The sequence below is a fragment of the Terriglobus roseus genome (genome assembly GCF_900105625.1).
Classification (GTDB): Bacteria; Acidobacteriota; Terriglobia; order Terriglobales; family Acidobacteriaceae; genus Terriglobus; species Terriglobus roseus_B.
Window position 1 is genome coordinate 330,636 of the sequence record NZ_FNSD01000001.1, and the last position, 13,084, is coordinate 343,719.

Below are 13,084 nucleotides of genomic sequence, written 5' to 3' on the forward strand. Positions count from 1 at the left end.
CCGGATCATGACCGTGGATGATCATCCCGTCTTTCGTGGTGGCGTGGGCGCCATGCTGGATACCCAGGGTGATATGCAATTGGTGGCCGAAGCCTCTACCGGACGCGAGGCAGTAGATCTGTTCAAGGTTCACCGGCCACAGATCACCCTGATGGACCTGCGTCTGCCGGACATCAGCGGGTTACATGCCCTGGAGCTGATTCGGCAGGATTTTCCCGATGCACGCGTTATCGTGCTGACGACTTACAAAGGAGACGCCCAGGCACTTGGCGCGCTGAAGGCAGGCGCATGCGGCTACCTGCTGAAAAGCATGCTCTGCACACACATGCTCGACACCATCCGCGCAGTCCATGCCGGTCAGAGGCGCATCCCTCCAGAGATCGCATCGGAGATCGCCGAGCACGCCGGGTACGACGCACTTACGCTGCGCGAAATCGAGGTGCTGCGATGCGTTGCTGCCGGAAATGCGAACAAGATGATCGCGGATCAGCTCTCCATCAAGGAAGAGACAGTAAAAGGACACGTCAAGAATGTTCTGTCGAAGCTGGGCGCCAACGACCGGACGCATGCCGTAACGATCGCCATACGACGTGGCTTCCTGGAGCTGCACTGACCTACCCGAATGAGGGGAACGAAGTATCTCCAAGTGGGGCTGCGGCAGTCCGAATGCGGAGCGCATGATGGCAGTGCTGGTCCCAATCTCTGCTTAAACCCACGAGGAAGTCTATGAGCCACCCCTCCCATCTGTTCGCACCCTTCGCCATGCGCAGCGTAGTGCTGCCTAACCGAATTGCGCTCTCGCCCATGTGCCAGTACTCTGCCGTGGACGGCATGGTGAATGACTGGCATTTGGTTCACCTTGGAAGCAGAGCAGTAGGCGGCGCGGGACTGATCCTCACGGAGGCGACTGCCGTCTCACCGGAAGGCAGGCTCTCGCCGGGTGACCTTGGACTCTGGTCTGACGATCACATCTCCGGGCTGGAACGATGTGTGAACTTCATCCACCAGCAGGGAGCCGCTGCCGGCATCCAGCTTGGTCATGCCGGCCGCAAGAGCAGTATTGCACCTCCGTGGGAACAGACGCGCGTTGTGCCCGCGGCTGAGGGCGGTTGGGAAGAGATTCTCGCTCCTTCCGCATTCGCCTTCAGTGAACGCCATGCTGTGCCGCGGAGCCTTTCGGTCAGCGAGATTGGCCGCATCCAAGATGACTTCCGCACCGCTACAGAACGAGCCTACCGGTCCGGCTTTGACGTGATTGAGTTGCACGCTGCACACGGCTATCTCTTTCACCAGTTCCTCTCTCCTCTCAGCAATACACGTGGCGACGAGTATGGTGGAACGTTCGACAACCGTGTACGGATGCTCCTTGAAACCGTTCGACTCATTCGGGCCGTATGGCCCGAGCACCTGCCGTTAATCGTCCGCATCTCCGCAACCGACTGGCTGGAATATGACGGTCACGCGCACCCCGAAGGCCTTGGCTGGATGATGCAGGACAGCCTGCGCCTGGTGCCGCTGCTGCGTGATGCGGGCGTCGATCTTGTGGATGTGAGTTCGGGTGGCAACGTAGCGCAGCCTGCAATTCCGGTGGGCGCTGGCTATCAGACGGCCTTCTCTGCGCAGATTCGCGAGCAGACAGGTGTGGCGACGGGGACCGTCGGGATGATCACCTCCCCACAACAGGCAGATCATGCCATCCGGACCGGACAGGCTGACCTGGTGCTGCTTGCACGCGAGCTACTCAGGAATCCTTATTGGCCGATCGAGGCTGCTCGACAGCTCAAAGTAGAGGTTCCCTGGCCGGTGCAGTACGTCCGCGCGGCCGATGGACGCAAGCCTGCAAGGCTCCCCTGGGCGCTAGGCCCGCGATAGAAGCAAGCCTGCGCGACACGCACTCCGCCACCGCCAACTCTGCGGAGGCAAACACCCACGACTTACAAAGCTGCAAAAAAGGAGAAAAATATGTCGAGCGTCGTTCAACGGAAAGAAGAGAGAATGGCTCCCCTCAAACTTGCATCGGACATCGCACCAGATGCCGTGAAGGATATCAGCGGTGGACTGAATGCCCTGCTGGCAGATACCTTCGTGTTGTATCTGAAGACGAAGAACTTCCATTGGCACATGAGCGGTCCGCACTTCCGTGACTATCATCTGCTGCTGGACGACCACGGCGACCAGCTCTTCGCCATGACCGACGATATCGCTGAGCGCGTGCGAAAGATCGGCGGCACCACACTGCGGTCCATCGGACACATCGCCCGGCTCCAGCGCATTCACGACAATGATGCCGATTACGTAACGGCCACCGATATGCTGAGCGAGCTGCATGAAAACGAAAAAGCCCTCACGCTGAGCATGCGCGCCGTTCACACGTTGTGCGATGACGCAGCCGACGTTGCCACTGCGAGCCTTATCGAGAACTGGATCGATCAGTCGCAACGTCGCAGCTGGTTTCTCTTCGAGGCAACACGCCCTTAGTCCGGTCTATCCCTGCATCCACCTCGCTGGCTGGCGTGCCTCGCACCAGCCAGCGCTATTTTTTACTTTGAAGACCACGCCTCTTATCGTAGCGACGAAATGGTGTCCGCGACGCGTGTCTACTGCGTCGATCGGTGGGCTGGTACTTCCACAGTGTCGCCATCCGTACGATACGCCCCGAGCTTCACGGCGTAGCCAACACTCACGACCGTTCGACCGTAGGGTTCGCCGCTGGCGAAGATATTCGCAAGAAAGTGATGGCCATTGGATTCCGTGAAGACAAGACGGGACTTCGCCACTGGAACGTCCGCCTTTACATTCCGGATTTCCATCAATGCCATGTACAAACCGTCTTCACTGCGGGCCTCCATGGTGCTTGTGCCGGCGACTTCCGTGACTTGAAAGCCATACTTGCCAGCGGGAAACGTGACCATGCCTGCGTGGAAAGGAAAGGGAATGTCCGCTTCGATCTGGTCTACAGACTGTGCGTGGGCGCTTAGTACTCCTCCGCAAGAGACCAGAACCGCAACAGCGAGTGACGCAAGATAGGCCTTCATAAAACCTCCGGGTGAAACGGTTTCGAAAATTCTTCTCGACCGGCTAAAAACGAGTCCGCGGCCTGGCTACGTCCCTCGACGTGTAAGAAGTGCAGCTATTCGTCATCGCTCTCCTTGTTATGCACCAGGTAGTCGGCGTGGCTGCGAGTTGCGGCCGATGCATCACGCTTCTGCACCTTGAAGCGATACGTGAACGATAGGTAGACGATGGTCAGCGGAGTTCCCTTGCCTGCCTCAGACAAGACGCCGCCCGGAAACAAGTGCCCCACACCAACGTTCGTAACGAAGTCGTGCTTAAAGTATTTAGCGGAGAGATCCAACTCCGTTCCCAAATGACTTATGTGAAAACCATCCGATGGTGCTAGCAGTAGCGCTGCGCCGCCCGCCCCGTACGCAGCGTCACTCACGCTGGCAAGATGCAGGTCCTCCGCCTGGAAGCTCACCGTGAGGCCCTTCGCCGGTATCAAAGTTGTGCCAAGTCGAAATTGCTGAATGTTTTGCCATCCAAATAGATCCACCAGCCCGAAGACATTGTGATCGCTGGGATAGAGCTGATCGAAGGTCAACCGTCGATCCGGTCGGCGCGGGTCTCCACCCGTCGCGAAGTCATACTCCACGCTCGCCTCCGGAGCTAAGGGCAATTTCCGGGCGGTGTAGCCTACCCGCGCAATGACACCGCCAGAATGGATGGACTGTCCCGCATAACTTCCACGCTGTAGCGCCGCGGTACCGGAATAGAAGAAGCCGTTTGGCAAATCGCCCGCCGCGAACGCACCAAACGTGAACTGTGTTTCGTGGCCCCGGGTCTGCAAAGGGCTACTGACGTTTGCGACTGTCTGGACAAAGAGGAACGGCTCAATGGACGTCCGCGGCACTACCGAGTCGAGTGCCAGCACAGCCCCATGCAAATGCAGTCCACCGTTCGCGCGGTCCGGCCTACCTGGGTACACGTTCACTACGGAAGAACTAAAGACCGAAATGCGATTCTTGCCTTCCGTTTCAAATAGAACAGCATCGAAGGTGCGACTCACATTCGTCCAGTCACTGATCCCAATCAGCCGCTCATCCCCAAAGCGCAATGGCTGCCGCCCAACGACGATCTGACTTGACCTCTTCCGAAAGGAGATGACAGCTTGACGCAGATCGAAAGTGTCGCGCATGGTGGGCGAAGCGTCCTGAGAAGAAAGCCCCAACGCATGAGAATCCTGTGCCTGCACATATGCGTTGAACCAGGGAGTCGGCTGGAAGCGCAGTCCGACCCGAGCCCGTGTCAGTGCGTAGACAGGCCCCTTGCCGCGATCCAGATTGACGGCCGACTGCGACTCCACACGCGCCCGGAGCGAAGTATCGAACGTCAACCATTCTGGTATTTCTTTGAGGCGGAGTGCCTGCACATCGCCGGAGATTTTCGGATAGCGTGCATACTGCGCTACGCCGTATGTGGACGACAACAGAAGCATCACCATCAAGCGGTATGTAGATCGAAACGTGTTCATTGCGTATCCATGAGAGCTCTTGAAATCAAAAAAATGCGGGGCACGATTTCATGTGCCCCGCGTTGAGAGAGATCGATCGAGGGGTTAGAACTTGTGCTTCCGGCCAATCACACTATGCTCTTTCACGCTCTTGGACCTCGCATAAGATTTTTCAGCCTTGGTGGGCTCAAACTGCATCCCGAAGCGCTGCCCCTCAATCCACACTTTGCTGAGATAGTCACGATCGCCATAACGCTGGAAGACGACGTCTGACTGACGGTGCTCCGTGCTCGCATGCATCGGAACATACTCCGCTAGAGCACTGTGCGTCGGTGACTTATCGCCTTCGATCAAGAGGATCGGATCGCTATCCGTCTCCTTGCGAATGGTGTAAGCGCCGGCGGGCATCAGCGCATTGCCGGCATAGAAGGCGAAGTCTGTCGTGAAATCGATTGTGCCCATCATCTGTGCGTGCGCACTACGACCCGTCGCCACAGTACCAAGCAAGATCACGAACAACATGCATAGATTTTTCATTATCTTTCTCCTGTTTCGGTTTTCGTCTTTTACGGTCTTCCACACAAGTGCAAGGAAGAAGGTCTTTGCGGAACGGTCTACTTCAGGACTTCCTGTTTCTCGGCCGGAATCTTCGAAAGCGTCTTGGCATCTAGATTCAGGTGAGCACTGGCAATGGACGCCGGCAGACGACGGATCCAGTTGTTGAGCGTCACGTCCATGAATTGGTCCGTCGCAAACATCTCAAGGAAGATCAAGTCGGTATCGCCGGTGTTTTCGATGTAGTGACCAGCCACCGCTGGTACGAAGCCAACATCATTCGCGTTGTAGTCCATGGTGCGAGCATTGCCCACCGGCATGAACACGGTCATACGGGCTTTCCCCTGCAGATAGAACTGCCACTCAGTGGCATTGGGATGCCAGTGCATCTCGCGCATGGCTCCCGGCTTCACAATGACCAAGGCAGCCGCAATGTGTTTGGACACTGGGAAGTTTCGCGAATCAACAATGCGAACCTCACCGCCCGCTGTCTTTACTGTCGGCTCCATAGAGCGCATACGGAAGGTGTACTGCGGTATCGATGCGACCTTTGCACCACCGATCTCCGCCTTATCCTGCGCGACCGAATTCTTTGGCACTTCGCCGGGAAAGATGTAGAGCGAGCTAATGGGCAGCTTTTCCAGTTGCCCTTCCTGTAGACCGAAGTTCTTGGTCAGCACCTCCGTCGGCGTATGTGCGACCCACTCCGATATGAGGAATGTGTTGTCTTCCGAAAAGAGTCCCTGGTTGAACACAAGCAGAAATTCACAACCGTCCGGCCCAAGGCCTTGGATCGAATGTGGATAGCCCGCGGGAAAGACCCACAGATCGCCTTCGCTCACATCGCCCACAAACATGGTTCCATCAGGATTCAGAACCGTGACGCGGGCGTTGCCATAAAGCATGTAGGCCCACTCATCCGCGGTATGCCAGTGCAGTTCGCGATAAGCTCCAGCCGTCAGGCGCATGTTCACACCGGCAATGTCAGTCGAGCTCGGGAACTCGCGAGCCGTCACCTGGTGCGTCCAGCCACCTTCCTGGATGCGCTTGTGCACAAGATCGAAGGAGTACCAGATAGGACCGACATCGCCGCTATCGCTGGGAGGTGGATTGTTGGAATTTGGATTCTCTCCAAGCAGGATCTTGTTCTCCTGCGCAGGGTTATTCGCAGAGTGATCGTGCTCTGCATTCCTCGTTCCCTGCCTCGTCTGTGCTCCAGACGGTAGAGCGACAAGTGCTGCTGCTGCCAGCGCCGCAGAACTTGATCCCAGAAATTTCCTGCGAGATGGATTGATGCTGCTGCTCTTCTCGTCTTCGATACCGCTCATGCGCTTTCTCCTCGTGGACTCCGTAGTGTCTTTTGGCGGTGAAGCCATACGGGTAAGTGCAGACGAAGTGCCAAAAGCCAATACCCTCTCGCATTTCCAATTGCTCCGCAAAAACCACTGTCACTATTGGTGTTTCCGTGTTCTGCGAATATTCGCTGTCTGAGAATTGCAAGCTCACGGAGTCGTCCTATCGACACATAAGCGTCAGCTTCGACACTCCTTCGCGGACATCCGCCAAACTAGGAAGGGAGCGCCTCAGCGCTCCCATGTGGTGTGAAGTCTTCGACTAGGTCAGGGCAACGGGATCTCTTCCCAACCGCCACCAAGCTCTTTGATCAAAGCAACGGAGGCGACCATCGCGTGACCGGAAAGAACGCAGATGTTCTGTTCGGACAATTCCAGCGCTGCCTGGGCAGTCGTGACATCTAAATAGCTCACAAGCCCGGCGGTATAACTCTGTTGAGCGAGCCTCAAGACGTCCCTGTCCGCCTCTGCCACTTCACGCTGATACCGCAGCTGTTGCTTCAAGGACTCCAGTGCGGCCAACTGATCTTCGACACCCCCATAGGCTTGCAGGACAGTCTTCTTGTATTGCTCTAGAGATTCTCGATAGGCGGCCCTCGCCTGATCTTCCGCCGCGTGCCGGCGCCCACCCGTAAAGATTGGAGCGACGGCCGATATTGCGAGTGATTCGACCGTGCTCTGCCAGTCGACGAGAGACGCAGCGTTGGTGCTCTGATATCCGGCAAGCCCTGTCAATGTAAGCGTCGGAAGGAAATTTGCCTTTGCAAGACCGATACCCGCACTCGCCGATGACATCTGACGTTCTGCTTCTGCGATATCCGGCCTTCGAAGCAGAAGTTGTGCGGGCACGCCTGCGGGTATCAGTGGCGAGATGAGCGGCCGCGTGCGCACCGCGATCGTGAAGCGCTCCGGGGGCTGCCCAGTCAGGATCGCGATTGCCGTCACAAACTGTGTGCGGCGCAGGCTGACCACCTGCCGATCCGCTTGTAGTTGATCGGCCAGAGCGACTGTCCGTTGAAGATCCTGTGCAGTGCTCAGGCCGCGATGAAGACGTGTACCAACGAGCCTCGCAGCATGGGAAGCATTCGCGATCTGCTCGTCAAGGATTGTGAGTTCCTCATCCGCTTCCCGTACGTCACAAAGGTCTGCAGCGATCTCCGCTTGCACGGTTAATCGAACGAAGCTCACTTCTGCGCTTGCCGCCTGACGCAGCGCGGAGGACTTCTGGATAGAGCGCCGAACGCGTCCCCACGCATCCAGCTCATAGCTCGCAGTAAGTTCCGTGGCGAAGTCGTTGTAGGTGATCGCACGCCCGGTCGTAGCATTATTCGGTCTGAACTTCGGCTCGCGGTTGCGCTCCGCCCCAACAACCGCGCCGACCTGGGGCAAACGACCGGCACGCATGGTGCGCGTCGTGGCGGCTGCTTTGTCATAGCGAGCCACCGCGATTGCAATGTCTTCATTCGCGATTGCCGCTACAGACTCAAGATGATCGAGTTCGTCATCCTGAAAGATGTGCCACCACGCCACCTGCCCAATGTCCTGACCGCCCTCTGCAACAGGCGCGGTATATGCCGGTGGCGTTTGCACTGCAGGCCGAATATACTTCGGCCCGACCATGCAACCTGTCAACAGGTACACGCTTGTCTGGGCAGCCGCAGTTACCAGACCGAGGAAACCCCTACGTGAAAGCTGTAACTTCATGTTGGCTCCTAGTGCGCTTTCGCGACGACTGCCACCGGCGTTCCATTCAGGACATAATCCGGAGGAGAAGAAACCACCGCGTCGCCGCTTCCGACACCGTCAAGAACTTCAATCGTCTCTCCAAAGTCAGTGCCAAGGCGCACCTTGCGAAGCGCAATTCGGCCATTAGTCACCACAGCAACCTGTGGTCCCGCAGCCTGATATAGGACAGCCTCTGAAGGCACAATCAATACGGGCCGAACGTCGCCGACGTGAAGAGTGACGTTCGCAAAGGTGCCAGGCAGCATGCGTCCTGCGGGATTCGGCACGTCCACTTCCACCCGCAGCGTATGAGACGCCGGATCGATCGCGCGGCTGCTCCGCACGACTCGACCCGTAAATTTCTCTCCAGGCAGCGTGAGAGGCTCCACGACAGCCTCCATGCCAGTCGAGACATTCGCACTGTTCGTCTCCGGAACATTCAGGAAGACGCGCACTACGCTCACCTGCGCCAAATGAAACAGCTCCGTTCCAGTCGCACCACGCCCGGCGTTCACCAGATCACCAATGTCAATACCTCTTCGCGTGATGACACCGTCGAAGGGCGCCACAACCTGTTCGAACCCCTGCAGCTTCTTCAGCCGCACAGATTCCGCAGCGGCAACCTGAACGAATGCCTGTTGCGCCCGCAGACCCTGCCGGGTTTGATCCACGTCCTGCTGCGAGACCGCTTCCGATCCCTCGAGCCCTTCATAGCGAGCAGCCGTCGTGTGCGCGAGATGAAGATTCGCACTCGCCTGCTCCAGGGAAGCAGCTGCCCCGCGGACCTGTTGATCGAGTTCCGGCGTGTCCACTACTGCGAGCGTCTCGCCCTTGCGCACGCGAGAGCCAATGTCCGCGGACCAGCTTCGCATGTAACCATTGCTGCGAGCGAAGACAGAGGCCTCTGTGTAAGCTTCAATCGCCGCAGGCAGAACCAGCAGTTCTGTGGAGTTGCCGTGACTCGGAAAGACCACAGACACAGGCTGTATCGCCAGCTTGCGCGAATCGTTAGCCAGTGACTGGGAATCATGATGACGAATGACGGCAACCGCAACGCCCGCAATGCACAGCAGCAGCGGAACAAGAAGGAATCGCGACACCCTGGCGCTGGTGCCTGCAGGTAAGTCTGCTGGAAGAGCATTGTTCATCAAAATCCTCCGTTCTGCGTGAGGCCGGTTGGGGGCGCGCCGGGGACTGGGCGCGGCCGCTGTATTGCAGAAAACACGGTGGGAACGAAAAATAGCGTGCCGGCCGTTGCAAACAACAGACCACCAATGACGGCCCGTCCCAGCGGTGCGTTCTGTTCGCCTCCATCGCCCAAGCCAAGCGCCATGGGGATCATGCCCATGACCATTGCAAGTGCCGTCATGATCACCGGACGTAGACGCGTCTGCCCCGCTTCAATCGCCGCGGACACGCTGTCGCCCGTGGCGACGAAGCGCTCATTCGCGAACGTGATGACAAGGACACTGTTGGATGTTGCGACACCCACGCTCATGATCGTGCCCATTAAAGCCGGCACGCTCAGAGAGGTGCGCGACAACAGCAGCATCCAGCAGATGCCCGCAAGCGCTGCCGGCAGCGCCGCGATGATGATCAACCCCTGGGCCCAGGATTGGAAGTTCACGACCAGCAGGCAGTAGACCAACACTACAGAGAATGCGAGGCCAAGAAACAGGTCATGCAGCGAGCTCTGCATCGTGACCACTTGGCCTCGGGTTACCAGCTTGCTGCCGCGCGGCAGGCTTCCGGAGATCTGCTTCGTGATGCGGGCAATATCTGTGGCCACAGCGCCAAGATCGCGTCCCTGCGTGCTCGCAAACACTTCCATAACCGGTTGCACATCGTAATGACTGACGACAGCCGCCTCACTAAAGCGAGACATTGTCGACAGGTTGCTGAGCAATTGCGACGTCGACGTCCCCACCGCAGCCACGGGGATGGAATGAAGTGAATCAAGCGAGTGGACTGTGTACTGCGGCGCTTGCACCGCAATGCTGTACGCGACACCATTCTTCGGACTCAGCCAGAAGTTGGGTGCCGTCTGAAAGCTCGAGCTCAATGCCACAAGAACATCCCCGGCTACGTCCCGCTCAGTGAGCCCCATGCGTTGCAGACGATTGCGGTCGAGGGTCAACTGGAGTCTCGGCTGATCGACCGCCTGCTGCACGCGAACATCCACGGCACCAGGCACATTACGCACCTGCGCTGCAATACGCGAGGCAACGGCGAAATTGCTCAGCTGGTCCGGGCCCACGATCTGAATATCGATCGGGGCAGGAACGCCAAAGTTGAGTGTCTGCGCAACAATGTCCGCCGGTTCAAAGGAGAAGTCCGTGCCCGGGAACCTCAATGGCAGGCGTTCCCGTAACACCTTCACATAATGTCGTGTGGGATGGTGCTTGGCGGTCAGCGAAATCAAGAGTTCTGCGTCTGCATTCCCGATGAAACCGTTATTGCTGTAAGCCAGATTGATGCCGCTCGTTGGAAGGCCAATGTTATCCAATGTTCCGCTTAGCTCAGTCGGAGGAATCACGGAGCTGATCTCCCGTTCCACCTGGTCGACGAGGCGAGCTGTCTCCTCGAGGCGCGTGCCTGTCTTCGCCCGAAGGTGCAGTCGAATCTGTCCCGCATCGGCAGCTGGAAAGAAGTCCTCACCCAGGAACGGAACGATGGACAGGCTCGCCAGAAAGAAAAAGAGTGCGCCAGCCAGGAAGATCGTTCGTCGGGCGATGCAGGCACCGAGGAGGCGGGCGTAGTTACTCTTGAGCCCTTCGAAACCACGGTCAATAGCGCGATGTGTCTTTGCAAACCAACCCGGCCCCTGCCCTCCCTGCTTCTGCTTGACCTCGGCAGGCAAAAGAAAGCTGACCAGTGTCGGAATGATCGTCCGCGAGTAGAAGTAGGAAGCGCAAAGTGCGAAGACCACAGCCTCAGCAAGAGGGAGGAACAAGTAACCCGCCACGCCAGACAGAAAGAACATGGGAACGAAGACAATGCTGATGCACAGCGTGGAGACGAACGCGGGCATCGCAATCTCCTGCGCACCGTCCAGAATTGCCTGACGAAGCGGCTTCGACAACGCGAGGTTGCGCTGCGTGTTCTCAATCTCCACCGTCGCATCGTCAACAAGCACGCCCACCGCAAGCGCCAATCCGCCGAGCGTCATCACGTTGATGGTCTGGCCAAGCGCGCTAAGCAACAAAAGAGACGTGACGATCGCCAATGGTATCGAGACAGCGATGATCAGCGTGCTTCGCCAGCTTCCAATAAAGAGCAGAATCATCACCGACGTGAGCACGCCTGCGATCACTCCCTCACGAACCACGCCCATCAGCGATGCCTTCACAAACATCGATTGGTCAGACATCGGCTTGATCACCAGCGACTTCGGCAGCGTTGCTGCGATGGACGGAAGCGCCGCTTTAACACCCGCAACTACGGCGAGGGTCGACGTTCTGCCCGATCGCTCGATGGTGAGCAGTGCCCCTCGTTGACCATCCTGCTTCACAATGTTCTGTTGCACCGCAAAGCCGTCGCGGACGTGTGCGACATCATTGATGAAGATGGTGCCGCCATCTGGTGCGGTGCGAATCGGAAATCTTCCGATAGCGTCCACCGTATCCGGTGATCCATTCAACCCAACGTTGTATTCCGTCGTACCAATCTTCGCCGTGCCTGAGGGCAGGATCACGTTCTGAGCCTGGATCGCGTTAACCACATCGACCGCAGAGAGTCCTTTCGACTGAAGTCTGTGCAGGTCAATGTCGACCATCACCTGCCGCACCTTACCGCCGAAAGGATTGGGGACCGCCGCCCCCGGCACCGTTGCAAGTTGAGGACGAATAAAGTTATTGCCGAAGTCATTCAACTGCTGCTCCGAGAAGCCGTTGCCCGCCAGACCCAGCTGCAAAATTGGCACCGTCGATGCACTGTAACGCAGGATGAACGGAGGCGTAACACCGGGCGGCAATTGCTTCAGTACCGTCTGTCCACTTGCAGTGAGCTGTGCAATGGCGGCATCGACGCTGCCACCGGGTTGAAGAAATACTTTGATGACCGACACGCCATTGAGAGACTGCGACTCCACGTGCTCAATGTCGCCAACCGTCGTTGTAAGCACTCGCTCGTAAACGGATGTGATGCGATCCGCCATCTCCTGCGGTGGCAGTCCGGTGTAAGTCCAGATGACACTTACAACGGGGATGTCAATGGAAGGAAAGATGTCCACGGGCGTCTGCAACATCGCGACGGGTGTAATGAGAAAAAGAAGCAAGGCAAGCACAACGAAGGTGTAGGGACGATTCAGCGCGAGACGTACAAGCCACATGGAGTCATCCCTCCTTCGTGGGAAATGGCTCTGGGTAGAGGGTTAGCCGTGCCACTCTCTTCGAGCGCGACTAACCCGGATTCGACGGGCAGATTTAGGAGGGTGGGAATTTCCGGAACATCTTCGCCAGATTCTGGGTCAGGTGCTTCTCGTTATGCGAAGCATTGTTAGACAAGTCGTTGCTCTCTCTACCGCGCCAGACCAACTTATGCGACTTGCTGTCGAAGACATCCACGACGAGTGTGCCGACCTTTGTGTCCTCGGTCGTCGTGGTCGCCGTGCCAAAGCCGCCCGCACCGCCGCCAAAGCCGCCCCAGCCCCAGCCGCCAAAACCGCCTCCACCGAAGCTGTTATAGAAAGTCTGCGTGGTGGGTTGGTCCTTTGTCGTTTCGAATGCGATCAGGGTCGTGTCGCCGTCGGTATCCACGCGCTCCCACCCCTTCGCAGCCAGCTGTGCATCAATGCCCCGTCTGATGCGATCGGTCCAAAGGCCATCGCGTCCCTTCACCTTGCCCCAGGCATAGGTCTTGTACTGCGAAAAACTGCGCGGAGTGGTCATAGTCGACTGAAACCTGCGCAAACGCCGGCGCGACGCTGAGGAGCGTGGCAAGC

The 13,084-nt window shown here is 57.8% G+C and carries 11 protein-coding genes; 3 read left to right on the top strand and 8 right to left on the bottom strand.

Annotated features, from left to right (window positions below):
- Positions 1-7: 7 nt before the first annotated feature.
- The 3 genes from BLW03_RS01265 (at position 8) to BLW03_RS01275 (ending at position 2,478) form a co-directional block, all read left to right on the top strand.
- The gene (locus BLW03_RS01265) at positions 8-613 is read left to right on the top strand and encodes a response regulator (protein WP_244501909.1); all 606 of its coding nucleotides are present in this window, start codon (positions 8-10) and stop codon (positions 611-613) included.
- 113 nt (positions 614-726) lie between these two features.
- The gene (locus BLW03_RS01270) at positions 727-1,872 is read left to right on the top strand and encodes an NADH:flavin oxidoreductase/NADH oxidase (protein ID WP_074651987.1); all 1,146 of its coding nucleotides are present in this window, start codon (positions 727-729) and stop codon (positions 1,870-1,872) included.
- A gap of 90 nt (positions 1,873-1,962) precedes the next feature.
- Positions 1,963-2,478: a Dps family protein gene (locus BLW03_RS01275; protein WP_074651988.1), complete on the top strand. Its 516-nt coding sequence runs from the start codon at positions 1,963-1,965 to the stop codon at positions 2,476-2,478.
- Positions 2,479-2,597: 119 nt separating this feature from the next.
- Here the strand turns inward: BLW03_RS01275 and BLW03_RS01280 are convergent, their stop codons facing one another.
- The 8 genes from BLW03_RS01280 to BLW03_RS01315 all read right to left on the bottom strand — a co-directional run bounded on the left by BLW03_RS01280 (position 2,598) and on the right by BLW03_RS01315 (position 13,031).
- Positions 2,598-3,035, bottom strand: coding sequence for a hypothetical protein (locus tag BLW03_RS01280; protein ID WP_074651989.1), 438 nt, complete (start codon positions 3,033-3,035; stop codon positions 2,598-2,600).
- Between the two features lie 95 nt (positions 3,036-3,130).
- Positions 3,131-4,531, bottom strand: coding sequence for an alginate export family protein (locus BLW03_RS01285; RefSeq protein ID WP_083350243.1), 1,401 nt, complete (start codon positions 4,529-4,531; stop codon positions 3,131-3,133).
- An 84-nt stretch (positions 4,532-4,615) separates the two neighbouring features.
- Positions 4,616-5,047: a hypothetical protein gene (locus tag BLW03_RS01290; protein WP_139285052.1), complete on the bottom strand. Its 432-nt coding sequence runs from the start codon at positions 5,045-5,047 to the stop codon at positions 4,616-4,618.
- A gap of 77 nt (positions 5,048-5,124) precedes the next feature.
- Positions 5,125-6,393: a cupin domain-containing protein gene (locus BLW03_RS01295; protein WP_074651992.1), complete on the bottom strand. Its 1,269-nt coding sequence runs from the start codon at positions 6,391-6,393 to the stop codon at positions 5,125-5,127.
- A 291-nt stretch (positions 6,394-6,684) separates the two neighbouring features.
- Positions 6,685-8,121: an efflux transporter outer membrane subunit gene (locus BLW03_RS01300; RefSeq protein ID WP_074651993.1), complete on the bottom strand. Its 1,437-nt coding sequence runs from the start codon at positions 8,119-8,121 to the stop codon at positions 6,685-6,687.
- An 8-nt stretch (positions 8,122-8,129) separates the two neighbouring features.
- The gene (locus BLW03_RS01305) at positions 8,130-9,290 is read right to left on the bottom strand and encodes an efflux RND transporter periplasmic adaptor subunit (protein WP_074651994.1); all 1,161 of its coding nucleotides are present in this window, start codon (positions 9,288-9,290) and stop codon (positions 8,130-8,132) included.
- On the bottom strand, positions 9,290-12,472 hold the full coding sequence (locus BLW03_RS01310; protein ID WP_074651995.1) for an efflux RND transporter permease subunit: 3,183 nt from the start codon (positions 12,470-12,472) through the stop codon (positions 9,290-9,292). The genes BLW03_RS01305 and BLW03_RS01310 overlap by 1 nt, the downstream gene beginning before the upstream one ends.
- A 94-nt stretch (positions 12,473-12,566) precedes the next feature.
- The gene (locus BLW03_RS01315) at positions 12,567-13,031 is read right to left on the bottom strand and encodes a DUF4136 domain-containing protein (RefSeq protein WP_074651996.1); all 465 of its coding nucleotides are present in this window, start codon (positions 13,029-13,031) and stop codon (positions 12,567-12,569) included.
- Between the last annotated feature and the right edge of the window lie 53 nt (positions 13,032-13,084).